We start from the raw sequence: 20,901 nt of genomic DNA, 5'->3' as shown, positions 1-20,901 counted from the left end.
CCTAAACTAATGATATTTCTGGCTTCGGTTGTTAAACGCGGGCTTGGTCCCTTCCAAGACTGTAACAACATGTTTATTTATGATGGGCGCTTCGATTGCCCCGGACACGTAGGTGATCTTTGGATTTTCTTTTCGGTCGAACTCTGCAAAAATGATCTGTTCAGCATCACATACAACGGCGAGATTGGGATTGTGGGTGACCATTATAATCTGGCGGTTCTGTTTTGCCTGTTCGAGAACCGGGACAAGTAAACTTACCACGGTCTCGTTATCTAAATTTTCTTCTGGTTGGTCCAGAACGATTGGATTCCGGCCTTTGTCAACTAACAGGTAGAAAATCAACAGTAGCGCACCGCGCTGACCAGGTGACAGTTGCTCGATCTGGGTGTCTTGAAAAAGCAGGGTATATTTTGGCTCCAAGTACTCCAGGCCGAATATGAAATCGTAGACTTCCACGGGCTCACGATCCTTGCGGAGTACAGTGCGGATACCTTCACCACCGCCTGATATCCGATTTGAAGCATCCCTCACGAGAGCCTCCATATCGTCGACGAACTGGACCGCATGATCTCTCACTGTGAAGTCATGCTTTTCAAAGCGCAACCGCACTGCGGCGAGACTTTCTTCTTCTCCTCGTAACTCTCCGACATTCTGTTTGATCAGATTGAACAAGCGAGACGCAATCGCCTCCACGGAAGCACCGAGCTTGGCGACAAATTCCAGCTTGTATCCTTCTCTTATCAGTGTGTTGCCTTGGATTAGGGATTGAAGAGGGGAGAATAGTTCAGCCCGACTTTCACGCTGGGCGGCCAGAAGGTCATAAATCTCACCCGCCAACTCGCGTCTGTCATCGCGTTTCTTGCCAAGCGCCTCCGGTAAGGCTTGCAGCTGTGACAAACGGGCAGTCAGTCCCCGAACACTCTCGGCCAGGGTTTCTGAACCTTCCAGCGTTGCCAAAGTGCTCTGCCATCGTTCCTTTGCTGCCAGATACTCTTGGTGCATTTGCTGAGGTTCGTTGAGCTTGCTTGCGAGCTCCTGCCGCGTTTGGTGCATTGCTTCCTTCTGCTTCTCAAACTGAGCGGCCTGTTCGATTAGTTGAGCGTTATCGTCAGCCAACGCACTTTCCATTTCGATCAGTTTTTCCGAGTCATTCTTAAATTGAATGACGTCATCAATGTGCAGGCCAATATTTATTAGGTCCACAGAGATGCCAGACCGAAGTTCGTTTAATTGGGATTCAAAAATCGCAACCCTAGCGTTGATGTTCTTGATAGAGCGCCGTTTCGATGTATTGAGGACCTGCTGCCTTTTCGTTTTCTCAATTGCTTCCGTAATCTGCGCCATCTCTTCGGATAGGGAGACAAGTTGTAATGAGGCCTCTTGTTGCTCAATCGAAAGCTCTTCCGTTGGGGCGGGGACTTCTTTTGGTTCAACAGCCTTGTGTTCAGCGACCTGCTGTTGTTTCAACGACAGTTGTTCCTGGAGGTTCAATTTTAGCGCAGGATTCAGCTGATCCTCGATATGTACGATTTCCTCGTTCAGCGTTCGAAGTCGCTTTCGGAGTTCTCCAACCTTAGCTCGATGAACTTCTTCCTGCTTTTCAATAAGTTGGTCGAAATCTAGGGCCCCGTCTGCTACCTCGGTGGGAACATGGGTGAAGATAACGGATCGAAGCTCATTTTCGAAGGCATTGGACGTGCCCATGACGTGTTCGTTGCACAGGGCTTCGAAACGCCCCTGTGGGATATACTTCACTAACTCGACGCGCTCTGCAGACGGGTTGTCGCTCAGAACCATCGAACCGGGCTCTCCAGCAAGCCAGTTCAATGTTCCCTGGAAATGGTGCGCTGGCTCACCGTTCTTTCCACGGAACCGTTTGGCTTGAAGGAAGGAAAAGTGCTTCTGCTGTTGTGAATTCCCAAGCAAGGCGATCACATCTGCTAGTGCACTTTTGCCGCTACCCTTATTCCCGATGATTGCAACCAGGTCATGATTCAAATTCAATTCAACGCCATCGAGCCAATCTTCTGCGAAAGTGCTGGTCGATACTTTTTTAATCGCGATCTTGTCTATGTAAAAGGTTTTTAGGGAGTTAACCAAGTCTAGCTTGGGCGGCATTGCGCCAATGAATGACCGTTTCGCAGGTTCGCGAATTGCCTGCAAAAGTCCTTCCCACGTGGGGTCAGCTTTGATCCACGTCTTTTTATTTGAGGGAAAGTCGCCATATCCGCGCTGGTTGTTATCGCCTGCAACGCCGCGAAAACGATGAGAGTCGCTGCCTGAGACTGCCAGCCTAGGCACATTTTGCAACGCTGTTTGAAAGGCCGCAAACCAGCTTTTGTTTCCGGGAGTTTGAACACCCGCGAAGGCAGCCCAATGATCGTGGTCGCGCGCCTCGAAAATTGGCGATGTTTCGAAGAGGCTTAGCGAATACGCGTAATGGTCATTGCGATCAATCTTGGTCAAACCGTCATTCGTCGAAAATGGCATAAACCCAACCGCCATTCCGTCAGGGACCTTACGTATTGCCTCCTTGTACGCATCGCAGTTTATCTCACCAATAGTGTAGCCCGCTTTGCGCGCTATCGTTTCATCCGCTTCAACGTCAGCTTTCTTAAAGCCGTGGTGAGCGAGTTTTTCCGGAGATGCACGGCGTGCGTAGTCTGCAAGCGCCACGTCCGATAAGGGGCGATTAATTAGCTCCAGCTTCTGAGCGGAAAGGAAATCTCGGAGGTGTTGATCTTCGATTTTATCAGAGAAAACGACATGCGCGTTTAACCTGCCGCGCATCGGAGCAGACAAACGAAGCTCTATTCCCGGAAAGACTGTTTTTTCGAGTCTGGGAGCCGCCGGATCCTTCAATCTCCGCTTTAGGGCGAACCATCCATCGAACGTGAAGTAATCCATAAACGCGAATACTTGCGGTTGCGCTTCATTTAGGGCGACGATTAGATCGTCGATAATTCCATTATTATGGACATCATCGCCCGGTATAAATCGCACACCTTCCCAGTGAAATGAGGCTGGCGTATGAATATGAAGATCCCACAGTCTCCACTCGGAACCGCGCGGGTACGTAGTATTCGCAAGCATAATTTTCGTCTATCCAAGCCCGAGATTTTTGACTGAAGCTACATCGGCCACGTTTTTTGGTCTACTGGCTGTGCCCGATTTTCAACATATAAGGGAAGGCAGCTTACACATCTGCTTCAATCATGAGTGGTGATCATCTGTGTTCGGTAGAGGCAGGATCCTTGCGAAGTCTGAAACGGCGGGATTTCCTCAGTTTCTTCGCTGATATGAAGAGTTGGACGTCTGTCAGCGAATTAGGCGTACGCGACGCACTTTGCTCCGGTGATCGATAACAACAAGGATAATAATGGGAAACTTTGATCTATTCCGCTTAATTTCTCGAAGTGGACAAATCAAATTCAACGAAATGCCCATACCAAGGCGCAGGAGGACAAACCAAGGTGGCGCTTACAATAACGAACATTTCCCCATCCTGCACAAACTTGTGTAATTTTTGACGTTTACGGAAACGTCAAAGTAGGTTAGCTTTGATGTCGAGTTGACTGGTCGTGCGCAAAATTCGTGCTAGGCTCGGTCAAAAAGTGGCAAAATTGGCTGTTTTTCGCGGAAAACCATCCTTTTTTGTTGCAACATGCGCGCTGTCATAACGTTTCGCTATCGTGTGGCATGCAGGCATGAAACGCGGTTACGGGCTCGTTCCAAGCATCGCGGAACGGCTCAGGTGATGAATTTGGAGGATTTCTATGCCGAGCTATCGCGCGCCAGTTGAGGATACGAATTTCGTTCTCAACGACGTTCTGAATTATCAGCGCTACAACAATCTGCCGGGCTTTGCCGACGCGTCGCCCGATGTCGTCGAGGCAATCCTGTCCGAAGGCGCGAAGCTTGCCGAAGGCACCCTGTTTCCGGTCAACCAGACCGCCGATCGCGAAGGCTGCAAACGCGCGTCAGATGGTTCGGTTACGACGCCGAAGGGTTTCAAGGAAGCGTATAATCTCTATCGCGAAGGCGGCTGGCTTGGTCTCGCCGTGCCGGAGCAATATGGCGGGCAGGGGCTTCCCTATCTGCTGCATACCGCCGTTGGTGAATATATGTCGTCGGCCAATATGGCGCTTACCATGTATCCGGGCCTGACGCAGGGCGCGATTGCCGCGATCCTGACCCACGGCACCGATGAGCAGAAGGACACCTATCTGCCGAAGATGGTGGAAGGCACCTGGACCGGCACGATGAACCTGACCGAACCGCATTGCGGTACGGATCTGGGCCTGCTACGCACCAGCGCCACACCACAGGAAGACGGTTCCTACAAGATTTCCGGCCAGAAGATTTTCATCTCGGCTGGCGAACACGATATGTCGGAAAACATCATCCATCTGGTGCTGGCCCGTATTGACGGCGCGCCGGAAGGCGTGAAGGGCATTTCGCTGTTCATCGTGCCGAAGTTCATTCTTGATGCGGAAGGCAATCCGGGCGAGCGCAACGGCGTTTCCTGCGGATCCATCGAAGAAAAGATGGGCATTCACGGCAATGCCACCTGCGTCATGAATTATGACGAGGCGACCGGCTATCTGATCGGCGAGGCCAACAAGGGCCTTCGCGCCATGTTCACCATGATGAACGAAGCGCGCCTTGGCGTGGCGCTTCAGGGGCTTTCGATTGCCGAAACCGCTTACCAGAATGCTGCAATTTATGCCCGCGAGCGCATTCAGGGCCGCGCGCTTTCAGGCGCTGTAGCGCCGGAAAAGAAGGCCGATCCGATCATTGTCCACCCGGATATCCGCCGCAACCTTATGAACATCCGCGCTTTCAACGAAGCCGGTCGCGCGCTTATCCTCTGGATCGCGCTTCATTCTGACATTGCCCACCGCGCGGGCGATGAAGCGGAACGTCAGGCCGCCGACGATCTGGTCGGCCTGCTCACGCCGGTGCTGAAAGGCGTTCTGACCGACAAGGGTTTTGAACATGCCGTCATGGCGCAGCAAGTCTTCGGCGGTCACGGCTATATCGAAGAACACGGCATGAGCCAGTATGTGCGCGATGCGCGCATTGCGATGATCTATGAAGGCGCCAACGGCATTCAGGCGCTTGATCTGGTCGGTCGCAAGCTGGCGCTGAACGGCGGTCGCGCGGTCACGGCCTTCTTCAAGGAAGTGGGCGAGTTCTGCGAAGCCAATCGTGAAAACGAGAAGCTGTCCTTCTTCACCAAGCATCTGAAGAAGGGTCTCAACGATCTTCAGGCCGCTACCATGTGGCTGATGCAGAATGCGATGGCCAAGCCCGACAATGCCGGTGCTGCCTCCAATGATTACATGCATCTCTTCGGTCTGGTGGCGCTGGGCTATATGTGGGCGCGCATGGCCAAGGTCGCGGAAGAAAAACTCGCATCGGGCGAAGGCAACAAGGCGTTCCTCGACGCCAAGCTTGTTACCGCACGCTATTATTTCGAGCGGATCATGCCGGAAAGCGCTGCTCATCTCGCACGCATCCAGTCGGGTGCGGATAGCATGATGGCGCTCAACGCGGACACATTCTGAGTTAGGGATTGAGCTAAATTTCGGATTTAGCGGGAAGGAGTCAACATGGCTGAGGCTTATATTTACGATCACGTGCGCACACCGCGCGGACGTGGCAAGAAGGACGGGTCCTTGCATGAAGTGCCTGCCGTGCGTCTGGGCGCGAAGGTTCTGGAATCCCTGCGCGACCGCAACGGTATCGACACCGCAAAGGTGGATGACATTATTTTCGGCTGCGTCGATCCGGTCGGCGAAGCAGGTGCGGTCATTCCGCGTTCTGCCGCCTTTGAAGCTGGTTACGACTTCAAGGCGCCGGGCATCCAGATTTCGCGCTTCTGCGCTTCGGGTCTCGATGCGGTCAATCTGGCTGCTGCCAAGGTTGCCTTCGGGGCCGACGAGCTGGTGATTGCGGGCGGCGTCGAAAGCATGTCGCGCGTCGGTATGGGCATGTCGGGCGGCGCATGGTACATGGATCCATCGGTCGGCTTCCCCGGCTATTTCATGCCGCAGGGCGTTTCCGCCGATCTGATCGCCACGAAATACGGCTTCAGCCGCGATGATGTGGATGCCTATGCTGTCGAAAGCCAGAAGCGCGCCGCCAAATCGTGGGAAAAGGGCTATTTCAAGAATTCGGTCATCTCGATCAAGGATCAGAACGGTCTGACCATTCTCGACCATGACGAGCATATGCGCCCGACGACCGATATGCAGGCGCTGGGCCAGTTGAACCCGTCTTTCGTGATGCCGGGCGAAATGGGCGGCTTCAATGCCGTTGGCATTCAGGCCCATCCGGAAATCGAAACGGTCAATCACGTCCACCATGCCGGTAATTCGTCGGGCATCGTCGATGGTGCGGCGGGTGTTCTGGTCGGTTCGAAGAAGGCTGGCAAGGCCTTCGACATCAAGCCGCGTGCGCGCATTCGTGCTTTCGCCAATATCGGCTCCGAACCGGCGCTGATGCTGACCGGCCCTGTCGATGTGACGGAGAAGCTGCTCAAGCAGGCGAAGATGAAAATCTCGGACATCGATTTGTTCGAGCTGAACGAAGCCTTTGCCGCTGTGGTCCTGCGCTACATGCAGGCTTTCGACATTCCGCACGACAAGATCAACGTTAATGGCGGCGCTATTGCCATGGGCCATCCACTCGGCGCAACCGGCGCTATGATCCTCGGTACGGTGCTGGATGAGCTGGAACGCCGTGATCTCAACACCGCGCTGGTGACCTTGTGCATCGGTGCCGGCATGGGCACGGCGACGATCATCGAGCGCGTATAAGGGCGAGGGAGGTTTTTACGAATGGCTTACACGAATTTCAAAGTTGAGACCGACGCCGACGGCATTGCCCTCGTTACCTGGGACATGCCTGAGAAGTCGATGAATGTTTTCACCGTCGAGGTGATGCAGGAACTGAACGCCATCATCGACGCGGTGGTTGCCGACGACAAGATCAAGGGTGCTGTTATAACATCCGGCAAGGAAAGCTTCTCCGGTGGGGCCGACCTGACCATGCTAGAAGGCATGTTCAAAGAATTCCAGAAGCAGAAGGCCAAGGACCCGCAGGGCGCGGTTCAGACCCTGTTCGACAATGTCGGCAAGATGAGTGGTCTGTTCCGCAAGCTGGAAACCAGTGGCAAGCCATGGGTTTCGGCTATCAACGGCACCTGCATGGGCGGCGCTTTTGAAATGTCGCTTTCCTGCCATGCGCGTGTGGTGTCGGATGCGCCGGGCGTGAAGCTCGCGCTGCCGGAAGTGAAGGTCGGCCTGTTTCCGGGCGCTGGCGGCACGCAGCGCGTTCCGCGCCTTGCCAACCAGCAGGATGCGCTTCAGATGATGACGACCGGCTCCAGCCTGACGGCGCAGCGCGCCAAGGCAATGGGTCTCGTCACGGAAGTCGCACCGGCAAAGAAGCTGGTCGAAACCGCAAAGAAGCTCATCAAGGGCGGCCTCAAGCCGGTTCAGCCCTGGGATGAAAAGGGCTTCAAGCTGCCCGGCGGCGCGATCTATTCAGCCGCTGGCGCCAATCTGTGGCCTGCCGCAACCGCCATTCTGCGCCGTGAAACATCGGGCAACTATCCAGCGGCGCTCGCCATTTTGAAGTCTGTCTATGAGGGCCTTCTGGTGCCGTTCGATACCGGCCTTAAGATCGAACAGCGCTATTTCACGGAAATCCTCCAGACGACCGAAGCGGGCATGATGATCCGTTCGCTGTTCGTGTCGTTGCAGGAACTGAACAAGGGCGCACGCCGACCGGCGGATGAAAAGCCGACCAAGCTCAAGAAAATCGGCGTCATCGGCGCTGGTTTCATGGGTGCAGGCATTGCCTATGTTACCGCCAAGGCAGGCATTCCGGTCGTGCTGATCGACCGCGATCAGGAATCCGCCGACAAGGGCAAGGCGCATACGGCAGACCTCATCGCCAAGGAAATGCAGAAGGGCCGTGCTACGGAAGCCGACAAGGAAAAGCTTCTGTCGCTCATCACCGCGACGTCGGATTATGCGCTTCTCGAAGGTGCAGATCTGGTGATCGAAGCCGTGTTCGAGGATCGCGAAGTCAAGCGCGTCGCGACTGAGAAGGCCGAGGAAGTGCTGAAATCTTCGGCGATCTTCGCGTCGAACACCTCGACCCTGCCGATCACTGGCCTTGCCAAGGTCTCGAAGCGTCCGAAGAATTTCATCGGCATCCACTTCTTCTCGCCGGTCGACAAGATGATGCTGGTGGAAGTGATCCTCGGCAAGAAGACCTCGGACAAGGCTCTGGCCGTCGCGCTCGATTATGTCCGCGCGATCAAGAAGACGCCGATCGTCGTCAACGACACGCGCGGCTTCTACGTCAATCGTTGCGTGCTGCGCTATATGTCGGAAGCCTACAACATGCTCGTTGAAGGCGTCCCGGCTGCGATGATTGAAAATGCCGCCCGCATGGCCGGTATGCCGGTCGGTCCGTTGGCGCTCAATGACGAAACCGCTATCGACCTGTCACAGAAGATTCTGAAAGCTACGCTTGCGGATCTTGGGCCAAAAGCCGTCGATCCGCGCCATGTGGAGCTGGTGGACCGTCTCGTCAACGAGTTCGACCGCAAGGGCCGCAAGAATGGCAAGGGCTTCTACGACTATCCGGCTAAGCCTGCCAAGAAGCATCTGTGGCCGGGGCTCAAGGATCTCTATCCGCAGCAGAACCCGGACAAGATCGACGTGAAGGAGCTGAAAGAACGCTTCCTCGTCACCATCGCTCTGGAAGCTGCCCGCGTGATGGAAGAAGGCATTGTCACCGATCCGCGCGAAGCGGATGTCGGCTCGATCCTCGCCTTCGGCTTCGCGCCTTATACAGGCGGCACGCTTTCCTATATCGATGGCATGGGCGCAAAGAAATTCGTCAAGCTCGCCAAGGATTTGCAGAAGAAATACGGCCAGCAGTTCAAGGCGCCGAAGCTTCTCGTCGACATGGCCGAAAACGGCGAAACCTTCTATCAGCGTTTCAACCCTTACAAGGCTGAAACGAAAAAGGCGGCGTAAGCGCAATCCTTCGCAAGATCATCAGGCGCGGCGTGTCTCACGCCGCGCTTTTGTTCGCGCCGGACGCATTCTTGCATTACCAGTCCTTAAATAAGAAAATTTTCCCTGTCATTTCACCCATCTTGCGCAATTCCAGCTTTTTCGGTAGGTTGAAGCTGAAGATGGGACGGAAAATTAGGTTTAAAATCCTTTGAAATATATCTTTCCCGACAAGGATCGTTCAGGAAGATATGTCGGAACCTATGTGGCGGATCATGACTATGTTTTCTCACGAGAGTGTGTGGGCGGCAATCGATGCTCTGGCTGAACGTCATTCCCTGAGCGCGTCCGGGCTGGCTCGCCGTGCGGGGCTGGACCCAACGACCTTTAACAAATCCAAGCGCTATGCTTCCGATGGGCGCGCGCGCTGGCCTTCGACGGAATCGCTCGCCAAGGTGATGGAAGCAACCGGTTCGACCTTCGATGAGTTCACGCGGCTCATTCAGGGCGAAAACCGTACGCCGCAATTCGGTGAATATACGCAGGACATGCAGTCGATCCCGTTGCTTGGCATGGCGGAAGCGGGCGCCGGAGGCTATTTCGACGATGCCGGTTTTCCGGCAGGGCAGGGCTGGGACATCGTGGAGTTCCCCGCCCGCACGGGGGAAGGTGTGTATGCGCTGGAGGTTTCCGGCGACTCGATGTTGCCCCTTTACCGTGATGGCGATACGCTGATCGTAGCACCCAATACTGCCATTCGTCGGGGCGATCGGGTGGTGGTGCGAACGAAAGACGGAGAAGTGATGGCCAAGATCCTGCATCGCCAGACGCCGCGAACCATTGAGCTTCACTCGCTCAATCCCGAACATCCGAACCGTATTTTCGAGTCGAGGGATATCGAATGGGTCGCCCGCATTCTGTGGGCCAGTCAATAATGACGCAATCGCAGGATAGAAGTCATGCACGCGCCGTCTTTGGCGGTCTGGCCTGCATAACCGGCGCAGTTCTGGTCGCCGCTTTCGTGGCGCCATTCTATGGTGCGCTGGATCGACCGGTTGTGGTCATCGATTCCGGCAGTGCGGAAAAGGGCGGTCAGGGCGCGAATAACGGCATAGTGGTCGAACAATTCGACTATAACGAGCCGGGAACATCGCCTGAACCAGGTACCGCACAGCAAGCTGCTCCGCAGACAGGCCAGTCCGCGCCTGCGGAAAGCCAGCCGCCTGCGTGGAAAGAGAACGGGAAGGCAACCGATCAGGTCAATGATGACGGCATGGAGCGTGAAGCGCCTCGACCGCCGCTGAGCGACCTTGGCCTTGCACCGACACCCAAGCCGCCGGAGCCACCTACACCGGCCACACCCGTCGATGCGGGCGAACAGATGCAGCTTTTGCAGCGGCCTGTCGCTGTGGCCGCCGGACGCCTTGAAAGCCAGGGCCGCATGATCGAACTGCAGGGGATCGAGATCGTTCCGGTCGAACAGACCTGTGAGACCGCGTCGGGCGAAAGCTGGCCATGCGGCATGCAGGCGCGCACTGCCTTCCGGCAATGGCTGCGCTCCCGTGCCGTCATGTGCCGTCTGCCGGAAAATGACAGCGGTGCTGCGGTCGCAACCGAATGCACGCTGGGCAATGAGGATGCAGCCGCATGGCTGGTCGCCAATGGCTGGGCGAAGGCCGTTCCCGGCGGCGCTTATGACGAAGCGGGCCGCAAGGCGGTGGAAGCACGTCTTGGCATTTTCGGCGACAAGCCCGATACGTCGCTGCCCAATCCGGAGCCCGATAGCGGCAATATGCTGGACAGTCCTTCGCCGCTCACCCCTGCACCGGAACCGCAGCCGTCTTCTCCATCGCCGCAGCCGCTGAATGATTTTCCGCCAGCGCCGCCTGCACAATGACGAATGAGACCGAACCCCTTTCAGTCAGTTCCGCTCATACAACGAAAAAAGCCCCGCACGATGCGGAGCTTTTCCATTCCCTGCCTTGACACTCACGCCAGTTCGCCAGCCAGCGCCTTTTTGATGAGTGCGCGGGTTTCGTCGATGCCGTAGAGCGCGACGAAGGAACCGAAGCGTGGTCCGCGTTCCTGACCGATCAGCACTTCATAGAGCATCTGGAAGAAGGAAACCGAAACGCCGGGGCCGCCTTCCGGGCTTTTCTTGGTGTGGTCCTGATAGCGCTCGATGGCGCGGGCCACGTCCAGAATGGCGTTCTGGATGTCATTGCCATCGGTGCCAGCAGGCACGCTGCCAAGCTTCGCATCCAGCGCTTCGAGCGCTGCGCGTTCCACATCGTCCGGCGCGCGGAACTGCTTGGTCGGCTTCACGAAATCGTTGAAGTAGCGGATCGCATAACCGACAAGCGCATCGAGTTCCGGATTGTTTTCCGGCGTGACGCCCGGCACGTGGCGCGAGATGAAGCCCCACAGAACGGCTGGATTTTCGGCATTCGATGCGCTGACCAGATTGAGCATCAGCGCGAATGTGACCGGCAGGTTCACCTTCGGCGGATTGCCGTAATGAATGTGCCAGACCGGATTGTTCAGCCGGTCTTTCCATTCCATGTTTCCTTGGCGATGATAGGCCGAAAGATGAGCGAAATATTCGTCCACCGCCTTCGGGATGACATCGAAATAGAGCCGCTTGGCGGTCTTCGGCTTCTGGAAATTGTAAAGCGCAAGGCTTTCGGTCGGCGCATAGGCCAGCCATTCGTCGATGGAAATACCGTTGCCCTTGGACTTGGAAATCTTCTGGCCAAGTTGGTCGAGGAACAGTTCATAGACGAAATGTTCCGGTGCACGTCCGCCCAGGATTTCGCAAATGCGGTCATAAACGCCCGCATTGGTCTGGTGGTCCTTGCCGAACATTTCGAAATCGACGCCGAGCGCTGCCCAGCGCATGCCGAAATCCGGCTTCCACTGCAGCTTCACCTTGCCGCCTGTGACGGACAGGGTGGTTTCAACGCCGTCCTCATCGTCGAATGTGATGGTGCCGGCCTTGGCATCCACGCTCTTCATCGGCACGTAAAGCACGCGACCGGACTTCGGCGAGATCGGCAGGAACGGGCTGTAGGTCGCCTGACGCTCTTCGCCCAGCGTCGGCAGCATCACCTTCATGATGTCGTCATAGCGCTCGACAGCCTTGAGCAGCACGGCATCGAACTTGCCGGACTTGTAATATTCCGTCGCGCTGGCGAATTCGTAATCAAAGCCGAAAGTGTCGAGGAAGCGGCACAGCATGGCGTTGTTGTGGTCCGCAAAGCTCTTGTAACCGCCGCCGAACGGGTTCGGCACCGAGGAAAGCGGCATTTGCAGATAGGGCTCAAGAGCTGCCTTGTCCGGCACATTGTCCGGAATCTTGCGCATACCGTCGAGATCGTCCGAGAAGCAGATCAGGCGCGTCTTGACCTTGTCTTCGGTCAGGATGCGGAAGGCATGGCGCACCATCGAGGTGCGCGCCACTTCGCCGAACGTGCCGATATGCGGCAGGCCGGAAGGGCCATAGCCGGTCTCGAAGATCACTGTCTCCGGCAGGCCGGTCTTTGCATAGCGCTTGAGAATTTTCTTCGCTTCTTCAAAAGGCCATGCTTTCGCTTCCGCAGCCGCCGCGGTCAGTTCCGGGGTCAGCGTGATTTCGGGAAGGCGGTGCGAGGTCATGGTTTAATCCTGTGAAGAGGTTTAGGCTGTGAAAACTTGCGCACATGGGCGGCGCATACTGCTCTATGGCGCGGCAACCACTGTCCGTCAACGGTTGCAACCGAATTTCCTTGCGCAACGGGATGCAGCTTCCTAACTTTCGAACCAATTTGGGCCGTTGGAGTTGATTCCGGCCATTGTTGTGCAGGAGTACGCGATGAAAAAGATCACCCCGCAGGATGCACTCGTCTATATCATGATTACGACGTCTGCAGCCGACACCACCATGACCGATGCCGAACTGGAATCCATCGGCAATGTAGTGACGCGCCTGCCGGTTTTTCGTGGTTTCGATACGGGGCGTCTGCCGCAGCTTGCCAATGATTGCTACACGTTACTGGCCTATGAAGACGGTCTGGAGAAGATTCTTGACCTCGCTCATGAAGCCCTGCCGGAACGCCTCTACGATACGGCCTATGCGCTGGCTGTCGAGGTGGCTGCCGCCGATCTGCATGTGGAACAGGAGGAACTGGAGTTTCTCCAGATGCTGCGTGACCGCTGGACGCTCGATGAACTGACCGTCGCCGCCATCGAACGCAGCGCCCGGGTGCGGTTCCGCAAGCTCGATCCTGTTGTTTAGAACGCGTTGTTTCAGAGCGAGAAATGCAAAACGGGCGGAAAATCCGCCCGTTTCCTTTATAGGATTCAGGAAGATCAGCACACGACCGGGAGCCGTCGTGCCTTGCGCCGTTCCAGAGCGGCACGCATGATGCGGGCAGCTTCTGCAAATGTCGGCGTTTCCTTCCAGTGTTCGGCATGAATGAAGCCGGTCGGGACGATATCCTTCAGCGCTTCCAGCGTGTGGCGCGGCACCATATCGGTGCAGTTCCACAGGCGACGAAAGACGACGCTGATCCGTGTGACCTTGCCGTTGACCTGAACGGACGGTTCGGCCGTTTCCAGAGCCCAATCTTCATAGGCATCGACTGCATCCTGGAATGCATGATGCAGATAGATCGGTGCGTGACCGTCATGAAGCGGGGGCAGCAAACTAGACATTTCTGTTTCCTCTCTTCCAATGTGGTTTAGCTTCAGAGCGCATCCCGAAAAGTATGAAATGCGGCTTCGGAATAAGATGCGCGAGTAATCAGGCGGCATTTGTCGCCAGATGAATTGATGCGGGGCGTACAAATGCATGTCAACAAGAGCCATGAATTGCTCTTCTCTGGTTTATGCGTGCCGTGTCGAAATGGAAGCTCACGAAATACGACAACACATAATTAACCATGATCTACGGAAGAAGGCCTGTTTGGCAAGAGGTGATTTTCTTTAAATAAGCTTTTATCGGAAAAATAATTCAAACGCATAGGTTGAAATACTGCAATAATAAGCTAGCAAATCATTGAAATATTATTTTTACTTGAGGGTTAAAGATGCCGGAAAACGAAGTGTTTTTCGATATTTATTGTTCGGGTGACAGGTTTTGATCCTGTCAAATTCGGATGACTGGTATAAAAAGTCAGAGAATGAAAATGTGATTGCGGGGCAATGGATATGGCTCAACTGGTTCTGTCGCGTAGGGCTTTTCTGGCGGGGTCGACCGCTTTGGCCGCTGTTGCGCTTTGGCCGCAACGGTCGAATGCGGCTGCTGGGGTGCAGAAAGGCGGGCGGCTGGTTGTGGCCGCGGATTCAGAACCCCGCAATCTGAATCCGGCCATTGTAGCATCCAACGGCGTTTTCTTCGTCGCAAGCAAGATAGTCGAGCCTCTGGCAGAAGCGTCCTTCGAGGGCGAAAATGGTCTCGCGCCGCGCCTTGCCGCGGGCTGGGAAGGTTCCGCCGACGGGCTGACGGCGACGTTCCACTTACGCGATGGCGTCAAATGGCATGACGGCAAGCCGTTCACATCGGCGGATGTGGCCTTTTCGGCCATGGAAGTCTGGAAACCATTGCAGAACCTTGGCCGTGTCGTGTTCAAGGCGCTGGAGAAGGTCGAAACGCCGGACGACCTTACCGCCATCTTCCATTTTTCCGAGCCGACGCCCTTCCAACTTATCCGCAATGCTCTGCCCGCCTTGACCGCCGTGCTGCCGAAGCATGTTTTTGCTGGAACCGACATCATGGCCAATCCAGCCAATGAAAAGCTCATCGGCACCGGCCCGTTCAAATATGCCGAGCACAAGACGGGCGAATATTATCGGCTGACACGCAACGATGATTATTGGGGCGAGGGTGAGCCTTATCTGGACGAGATCGTCTATCGGGTGCTGCCGGATCGCGCATCAGCGGCCGGTGCGCTTGAGGCGGAAGAAATCGATCTTGCCGCCTTTTCCGCCGTACCGCTCGCCGATCTGGACCGCCTTTCCAAGGTTCCGGGCCTGACGGTCATTTCCAAGGGCTATGAAGCGCTGACCTATCAGCTCGTGGTGGAAATCAACCACCGCCGCAAGGAACTGGCGGACCTGAAGGTTCGGCAGGCAATCGCCCATGCCATTGATCGCGATTTCGTGGTGAAGACGATTTTTCTCGGTTATGCCAAGACCTCAACCGGTCCCGTGCCGCGTTATGACAGCCAGTTTTATACCGATGACGTGCCATCCTATCCGTTCGACGTCGCGAAGGCGAATGCGCTTCTGGACGAGGCTGGTTATAAGCGGGGCAAGGACGGCACGCGCTTCACGCTCAAGCTTTTGCCTGCGCCCTATTTCAACGAGACAAAACAGTTCGGTGACTATCTGCGGCAGGCGCTTGGCGCCATCGGCATCGATGCGCGCATCGTCAACAATGACTCCGCCGCACACCAGAAAGCCGTCTACACCGATCATGATTTCGATCTGGCCATCGCGCCGACAGTCTATCGCGGCGATCCGGCCATATCGACCACCATTCTGGTGGAAAGCGGCATCCCGGCAGGCGTGCCGTTCTCCAATCAGGGCGGCTATGCCAATGCGGAACTGGACGCGCTGATTGCCAAAGCCGCACGCGAAATCGATGAGGAAAAGCGCACGGCCCTCTACCACCAGTTCCAGCAGATGGTGGAGGCGGATTTGCCGCTCATCAATGTTGCGGAATGGGGGTTCATCACCGTTGCCAGCGATCGCGTGAAGAATGTTTCCAACAATCCGCGCTGGGCTGTTTCCAACTGGGCGGATACGTGGCTGGAACAGTGACGAAACCGTCAGATTGATTGTATCCTGCCGCCGTGAAACAGATTCTGGCCCTTTTCCGCAAACGACTGGCCGGCAGCATCATCGTGCTGCTGATCGTCATTGTCGGCTGCTTTTTCATGTTGGAAAGCGCGCCGGGCGATGCCGTCGACGCCTATGCCGTGACATTCGGCGGCGATGCAACAACCATTGCTGAAATGCGGGCGCGCTGGGGGCTGGATCAGTCGGTCTGGCATCGGCTCGGGGCCTATCTGGCAGCCCTTGTGCAGGGTAATCTTGGCTGGTCCGTCAGTTTCAACCGGCCCATTCTCGACGTTATACTGGAACGCTTGCCCAACACACTTCTGCTGATGGGGGCGGCGACTGCCTTGTCTTTTGCCGCAGGGTCGCTCCTTGGCATCGTGGCAGGGGCAAAGCCCGGAAGCTTTCGCGACCGGTTTCTCTCCGTGGCATCGCTGATCCTCTATGCGATCCCCGGTTTCTGGCTGGCGCTCGTGCTGGTCATCCTTTTTTCAATCAGGCTGCGCTGGTTGCCGTCGAGCGGCATTGAAACAATTGCTTCCGGCAAGCATGGGCTGGCGCGGGCAGGCGACATTGCAGTTCATCTGGTGCTGCCGGTCGTTTCGCTGGCGGTGATCTATCTGGCACTTTACTTGCGGGTCATGCGCGCCGCCATGGCCGAGATATGGCGCATGGATTTCGTGCGCGCCTTGCGGGCAAGGGGCATTTCGCATTCGCGCATTGTCCTGCGCCACGTGGCGCGCAACGCGTTGCTGCCGCTCGTCACTGTACTGGGCCTGCAGGCCGCATCCATGCTCGGCGGCAGCGTGGTGATCGAAAGCGTTTTCGCCGTGCCGGGGCTGGGACGGCTGGCGCAGGAGGCCGTCGCAAGCCGTGACACGCCGCTTCTGCTCGGCGTCATTCTGGTCAGCGCCATCATGGTGATCGTGGTCAATTTCCTGATCGACCTGATCTATCTCTGGCTTGACCCGCGTATCGCGGCCGGAGGCGGCGGAGTATGAACGGGGTGAAACGTTATTTCAGAACGGGTGAGGGTTTAGCAGGTGCAATCCTGCTGGCGCTGCTCGTACTGGCAGCACTTTCCGCACCTCTCATCTTTCCCGCCGATCCTTTAAGCATTGTCTCAACGCCGCTGCTGCAGCCCTTTGACAATACAGATTTTATTCTCGGAACCGACCGGCTTGGACGCAATGTTCTGGCCGAGCTTTTCTATGGTGCGCGCACATCGCTTGGCGTTGGACTGGCTGCTGCCTTGGCCTCAATTATCCTCGGCAGCATCATCGGGACGCTGGCCGGTTTTGCGGGCGGTATCGTCGATGAAGTCCTGATGCGGATCACGGAAGCCTTCCAGACCGTGCCGGGCTTTCTGCTGGCATTGGCGATGGTCAGTATTGCCGGGCCGACACTGCCGGTGTTGATTGCAGCAATTGCACTTTCAAGCTGGACGCAGGCTGCGCGCCTCACGCGCGGGCAGGTGCTCACAATCCGCGAAAGCGATTACGTGGCTTCCGCCCGCGTCATCGGCATGCATCCGATGGAAATCGCTTTCCGCCAGATTTTGCCCAACGCTCTGCCGCCGGTTTTGGCGCTGGTGCCAGTGATCGTCGCTTCGGCCATATTGATCGAAGCGGCGCTGTCCTTTCTGGGGCTGGGCGATCCGAACCGTGTCACCTGGGGCGGCATGATCGCCGAGGGGCGCACGGTCCTGCGTTCCGCACCCTTTCTTTCGATCCTTCCGGGACTGGCGCTGGCATTGACTGTTGTGGGCGTCTATCTGGCGGGCGAGGGACTGACGAACGCCTTGTCCCGACGCGAGGTGCAGTCATGACGGTGATCGTCCGGCTGGAGCAGCTTTGCGTGCGCTATGGCCGTGAAATGGCGCTGGAGAACATTAATCTCGATGTCCGGCGCGGCGAAACACTGGCGATCATTGGCGAAAGCGGCTCGGGCAAAAGCACGCTGGCGCTGGCGCTGGCCTCGCTACTACCAACCAACGCACGCATTTCGGGCAATATGGAATGGTTGGAGAACAGACTGAAACCGGGATGCGACATAGGCTTCCTGTTTCAGGACCCTGCATCGAGCTTCGATCCGCTGATGACGGTTGGTGCGCAGCTTGTCGAGACGATCCGCGCTCATGCAAAAATCGACAGGCTGGCGGCGAAAGCCAAAGCAGTCGCCCTTTTGCAGCGGGTCCGTATCCCGCAAGCGGAAACAAGTTTCTCGCGCTATCCGCATCAGTTTTCGGGCGGGCAGAAACAGCGCATCGCGATTGCGCTCGCCATTGCCGCCGGTCCGCGCCTGCTGATCGCGGATGAGCCGACAAGCGCGCTCGACACCATCGTGCAGAAAGAGATTGTCTCTCTCCTGCGCGAACTGGTGCGCGAAGACGGTATGACGCTGATCTTCATCACGCATGACATTGCCCTGGCGTCGGGACTGGCCGACCGCATTGCGGTTTTCCGGCAAGGAAAGCTGGTGGAACTTGGCCCGGCACAAAATATCATCTTGAATCCGCAAACGGATTATACAAAAGCGCTGATCGCTGCCGTGCCGATGCCGGGGGCGTCCCATGGCTGATCCGCTTCTGAAGGCCGACGATCTCATTCTACGCTATGGCGACACCCTTGCGCTTGATGGCGTCAGCCTCGCGATCCAGCCGGGCGAGACACTGGCGCTGGTCGGCCCGTCCGGCAGCGGTAAATCCACGCTGGCGCGCGCCCTTCTGCGGCTTCACCCGCTTGCAAGCGGCGCGATCCGCTTTGAGGGCAAGGACTGGCTGGCGCTCAAGGGAGCCGTTCTTCGCAAAGCGCGGGCGCGCATGCAGATGGTCTTTCAGGACCCACTCTCGGCTTTTAATCCGCGCGCAAACGTTGATGATCTCCTGCGCGAGCCGCTGCGCATCCACGGGCTGAAACGCGATAGTGCAGAGCTTCTGCAAACGGTCGGGCTCGATCCGGCGCTTGCGCGGCGCGGTGTCCATGAGATTTCCGGCGGGCAGCGCCAGCGTGTCGCGATTGCGCGGGCACTTGCGACCAAGCCGTCGCTGATTGTGCTGGATGAGGCGGTTTCGGCGCTCGATGTCACCGTGCGCCGCGCCATTCTCAACCTGTTGCGGGATATACAGAAAGCCGAGCGGACGGCCTATCTCTTCATCACGCATGATCTGGCGGTCGCAGCGCAGATGGCGGACCGTATCGCGGTGATGGAGCGCGGGTGGATTGTCGAATGCCGCCCGACGCAGGAGCTGATAACGGCACCGCAAGCGCCTGTCACCAAGGCGCTGATCAAAGCGGTGCTGCGTCTCTCAGTTTAGCTTTTGCCCAGTTCCACCGAACGCTTGCGGGCAGCTTCCACCGCTTCGGCGACCAGCTTCCTGAGGCGGTCGCCGCCCATCAGCACGTCGAGCGCGGCAGCGGTGGTGCCGTTCGGGCTCGTCACCTGTTCGCGCAGTTTTGACGGCGTGTCCGTGCTGGCATCGGCCAGAGCGCCAGCACCCATGACGGTCTGCATGGCCAGAAGTGCCGCCGTTTCCTGCGGCAGGCCGGCGGCTACACCGGCGTCAGTCAGCGCCTCGATGAAGTGGAAAACATAGGCAGGCCCGGAGCCGGAAACGGCGGTCACGGCGTCCATCAGCGCTTCATCGTTCACGCTTGCGACCTTGCCGGATGTTGCAAGCAGGCGGGCGACAAAAGCTTCATTGTCGTCGGTCACATTGGCGTTCTTGAACGTGACGAGCATTCCCTTGCCGATGGCGGCAGGCGTGTTGGGCATGCAGCGCAGCACGGCTGCATCGGGTCCAAGCTTGCTTTCAAAAACGGAGACCGGAATGCCAGCCGCAACGCTGACGAAGGTGGCAGCCGGGGCGAAGCGCGCATAGGCTGGCAGAACCTGTGCCATGACCTGAGGCTTGACGGCGACCAGAACCATGCGCGGCTTCAGGTCGTCCGGCAGGGCGTCTGCATCGGCATAGGCATGGACGCCCGCACCCGCGGCGCGTTCGCGAAGCGCTTCGGTCGGCTCCACGACGTAAACGTCTTTCGCATTGAGGATACCGCTATCGAGCCAGCCTTTCAGCATCGCGAAGCCCATATTGCCGCAACCGACCAGAATTACCGTGTCATGCATATCAATCGTTCCACCTGTTTGATCCTGACGCACAGCGTCATGTACGCCTTCTCTCATTCCTTTGGGATATAGACCCGCGTGGTTGTGACCTGCAAGGCGGCGGTCTGATGAAAAGCACGATACTTGCTGCGAAGTACTGTCTGGTTATTGCAATGCGATTTACCGATTGCTCATAAGGTATCAGTCATTATGCTTCCCATCTAGAATTCTTGATAGAGCAACGAAGCAGTTTCTGTCGGTGTTGCTGGAATGGGGAGACAATGGATCCGGCTTTGACGACAGGCGTTCCGCCATCAGAAGCTTTCGGACACGTCCGTATTATTATCGGCATGATCCTGGGCCTGTGCGTTTCACGCCTTTTGACAGGATTGGCGCGTTTCATCCAGCATCCCGGCAAGCAGAAAATCTATCCGGTCCATCTGGCATGGGTGGGCTTCATTCTGCTTTCGGTCATCCATTTCTGGTGGTTCGAGTTCAGTTTGCGCACCATTCCGCTCTGGACCTTCGAGAAATATCTGTTCGTGATCTTTTATGCAGGGCTGTACTTTCTGCTCAGCACGCTGCTTTTCCCCGACAGTATGGAAGAATATACCGGCTATCGCGATTACTTCATTTCCAGGCGCAGGTGGTTCTTCGGCATTCTGGCGCTGGTCTATGTGGTCGATTTCATCGATACGCTGCTGAAGGGAGCTGATCACTACCGGCTCTACGGCATCGAATATCCCATTCAGGTCGCTTGCTTCATCCTGTTCAGTCTGATCGCGGTGTTCTGGGGCAACCGGCGCTATCATGCGCTTTTCGCGGCGGTTGCACTGGTGTATCAGATCACCTTCACGTTGCGCCACTTCGCAACGTTGAGCTAGTCGATTGAATTTGACGTTTGATACCCGTCCGATATTAATCCCGTTTCAAA

General features: G+C 56.7%; 16 protein-coding genes. 12 read left to right on the top strand and 4 right to left on the bottom strand.

The genetic code is table 11. The annotated features are described in order from the left end of the window. Nucleotides 1-6: 6 nt before the first annotated feature. Entirely contained in the window at nt 7-3,093 is a 3,087-nt protein-coding gene (locus JNC70_RS12880) for a TrlF family AAA-like ATPase (RefSeq protein WP_374788602.1), read from the bottom strand. 683 nt (nt 3,094-3,776) lie between these two features. On the opposite strand from JNC70_RS12880, the gene JNC70_RS12875 reads away from it, so the two are divergent. From JNC70_RS12875 to JNC70_RS12855, 5 genes are all read left to right on the top strand, one after another. Continuing rightward, nucleotides 3,777-5,570 carry an acyl-CoA dehydrogenase C-terminal domain-containing protein gene (locus tag JNC70_RS12875; protein ID WP_104757527.1) on the top strand — a complete coding sequence of 598 codons (1,794 nt, stop codon included), beginning with the start codon at nt 3,777-3,779 and terminating at the stop codon, nt 5,568-5,570. A gap of 45 nt (nt 5,571-5,615) precedes the next feature. After that, the gene (locus JNC70_RS12870; RefSeq protein ID WP_104757526.1) at nt 5,616-6,824 is read left to right on the top strand and encodes an acetyl-CoA C-acetyltransferase; all 1,209 of its coding nucleotides are present in this window, start codon (nt 5,616-5,618) and stop codon (nt 6,822-6,824) included. Nucleotides 6,825-6,845: 21 nt separating this feature from the next. Further along, a complete protein-coding gene (locus JNC70_RS12865) occupies nt 6,846-9,062 on the top strand; it encodes a 3-hydroxyacyl-CoA dehydrogenase NAD-binding domain-containing protein (RefSeq protein WP_104757525.1) in 2,217 nt (738 codons plus the stop codon). 260 nt (nt 9,063-9,322) lie between these two features. After that, a complete protein-coding gene (locus JNC70_RS12860; RefSeq protein ID WP_104757524.1) occupies nt 9,323-9,976 on the top strand; it encodes a S24 family peptidase in 654 nt (217 codons plus the stop codon). Then, entirely contained in the window at nt 9,976-10,938 is a 963-nt protein-coding gene (locus tag JNC70_RS12855) for a thermonuclease family protein (protein WP_104757523.1), read from the top strand. Before JNC70_RS12860 ends, JNC70_RS12855 begins: the two co-directional genes overlap by 1 nt. 92 nt (nt 10,939-11,030) lie before the next feature. Here JNC70_RS12855 and JNC70_RS12850 read toward each other — a convergent pair whose 3' ends face one another. Further along, nucleotides 11,031-12,695, bottom strand: coding sequence for a lysine--tRNA ligase (locus JNC70_RS12850; RefSeq protein WP_104757522.1), 1,665 nt, complete (start codon nt 12,693-12,695; stop codon nt 11,031-11,033). A gap of 196 nt (nt 12,696-12,891) precedes the next feature. Here JNC70_RS12850 and JNC70_RS12845 point away from each other — a divergent pair, with 196 nt between their 5' ends. Beyond that, entirely contained in the window at nt 12,892-13,314 is a 423-nt protein-coding gene (locus tag JNC70_RS12845) for a tellurite resistance TerB family protein (protein ID WP_104757521.1), read from the top strand. Between the two features lie 74 nt (nt 13,315-13,388). Here JNC70_RS12845 and JNC70_RS12840 read toward each other — a convergent pair whose 3' ends face one another. Further along, a complete protein-coding gene (locus JNC70_RS12840; protein WP_104757520.1) occupies nt 13,389-13,733 on the bottom strand; it encodes a BRA0787 family protein in 345 nt (114 codons plus the stop codon). A gap of 495 nt (nt 13,734-14,228) precedes the next feature. On the opposite strand from JNC70_RS12840, the gene JNC70_RS12835 reads away from it, so the two are divergent. Genes JNC70_RS12835 through JNC70_RS12815 form a run of 5 tightly spaced genes read left to right on the top strand, consistent with a single transcriptional unit; the run spans nt 14,229 to nt 19,176 of the window. Beyond that, a complete protein-coding gene (locus JNC70_RS12835; protein WP_104757532.1) occupies nt 14,229-15,842 on the top strand; it encodes an ABC transporter substrate-binding protein in 1,614 nt (537 codons plus the stop codon). Between the two features lie 17 nt (nt 15,843-15,859). Further along, on the top strand, nt 15,860-16,861 hold the full coding sequence (locus tag JNC70_RS12830) for an ABC transporter permease (protein WP_104757519.1): 1,002 nt from the start codon (nt 15,860-15,862) through the stop codon (nt 16,859-16,861). Continuing rightward, nucleotides 16,858-17,688, top strand: coding sequence for an ABC transporter permease (locus JNC70_RS12825; RefSeq protein ID WP_104757518.1), 831 nt, complete (start codon nt 16,858-16,860; stop codon nt 17,686-17,688). The genes JNC70_RS12830 and JNC70_RS12825 overlap by 4 nt, the downstream gene beginning before the upstream one ends. Further along, complete coding sequence (locus JNC70_RS12820; protein ID WP_104757517.1) at nt 17,685-18,440, top strand: ATP-binding cassette domain-containing protein; 756 nt, start codon at nt 17,685-17,687, stop codon at nt 18,438-18,440. The genes JNC70_RS12825 and JNC70_RS12820 overlap by 4 nt, the downstream gene beginning before the upstream one ends. After that, nucleotides 18,433-19,176 (top strand): ABC transporter ATP-binding protein, encoded by a 744-nt coding sequence (locus tag JNC70_RS12815; protein ID WP_104757516.1) that lies wholly within the window; start codon nt 18,433-18,435, stop codon nt 19,174-19,176. The genes JNC70_RS12820 and JNC70_RS12815 overlap by 8 nt, the downstream gene beginning before the upstream one ends. Here the strand turns inward: JNC70_RS12815 and proC are convergent. Continuing rightward, complete coding sequence (gene proC, locus JNC70_RS12810) at nt 19,173-19,988, bottom strand: pyrroline-5-carboxylate reductase (RefSeq protein ID WP_104757515.1); 816 nt, start codon at nt 19,986-19,988, stop codon at nt 19,173-19,175. The genes JNC70_RS12815 and proC overlap by 4 nt on opposite strands. Nucleotides 19,989-20,248: 260 nt before the next feature. Between proC and JNC70_RS12805 the strand changes: the two genes are divergently transcribed. After that, a complete protein-coding gene (locus JNC70_RS12805; RefSeq protein WP_104757514.1) occupies nt 20,249-20,851 on the top strand; it encodes a hypothetical protein in 603 nt (200 codons plus the stop codon). The last annotated feature ends 50 nt before the right edge of the window (nt 20,852-20,901 follow it).

It is taken from the genome of Brucella oryzae (genome assembly GCF_041929965.1).
Taxonomy (GTDB): Bacteria; Pseudomonadota; Alphaproteobacteria; order Rhizobiales; family Rhizobiaceae; genus Brucella; species Brucella oryzae.
This window is presented reverse-complemented; position numbering and strand designations above follow the sequence as displayed.

Coding starts and splice junctions, on each gene's coding strand:
- JNC70_RS12880 (WP_374788602.1), bottom strand. CDS start 3,093: ATGCTTGCGAATACTACGTACCCGCGCGGTTCCGAGTGGAGACTGTGG.
- JNC70_RS12875 (WP_104757527.1), top strand. CDS start 3,777: ATGCCGAGCTATCGCGCGCCAGTTGAGGATACGAATTTCGTTCTCAAC.
- JNC70_RS12870 (WP_104757526.1), top strand. CDS start 5,616: ATGGCTGAGGCTTATATTTACGATCACGTGCGCACACCGCGCGGACGT.
- JNC70_RS12865 (WP_104757525.1), top strand. CDS start 6,846: ATGGCTTACACGAATTTCAAAGTTGAGACCGACGCCGACGGCATTGCC.
- JNC70_RS12860 (WP_104757524.1), top strand. CDS start 9,323: ATGTTTTCTCACGAGAGTGTGTGGGCGGCAATCGATGCTCTGGCTGAA.
- JNC70_RS12855 (WP_104757523.1), top strand. CDS start 9,976: ATGACGCAATCGCAGGATAGAAGTCATGCACGCGCCGTCTTTGGCGGT.
- JNC70_RS12850 (WP_104757522.1), bottom strand. CDS start 12,695: ATGACCTCGCACCGCCTTCCCGAAATCACGCTGACCCCGGAACTGACC.
- JNC70_RS12845 (WP_104757521.1), top strand. CDS start 12,892: ATGAAAAAGATCACCCCGCAGGATGCACTCGTCTATATCATGATTACG.
- JNC70_RS12840 (WP_104757520.1), bottom strand. CDS start 13,733: ATGTCTAGTTTGCTGCCCCCGCTTCATGACGGTCACGCACCGATCTAT.
- JNC70_RS12835 (WP_104757532.1), top strand. CDS start 14,229: ATGGCTCAACTGGTTCTGTCGCGTAGGGCTTTTCTGGCGGGGTCGACC.
- JNC70_RS12825 (WP_104757518.1), top strand. CDS start 16,858: ATGAACGGGGTGAAACGTTATTTCAGAACGGGTGAGGGTTTAGCAGGT.
- JNC70_RS12820 (WP_104757517.1), top strand. CDS start 17,685: ATGACGGTGATCGTCCGGCTGGAGCAGCTTTGCGTGCGCTATGGCCGT.
- JNC70_RS12815 (WP_104757516.1), top strand. CDS start 18,433: ATGGCTGATCCGCTTCTGAAGGCCGACGATCTCATTCTACGCTATGGC.
- proC (WP_104757515.1), bottom strand. CDS start 19,988: ATGCATGACACGGTAATTCTGGTCGGTTGCGGCAATATGGGCTTCGCG.
- JNC70_RS12805 (WP_104757514.1), top strand. CDS start 20,249: ATGGATCCGGCTTTGACGACAGGCGTTCCGCCATCAGAAGCTTTCGGA.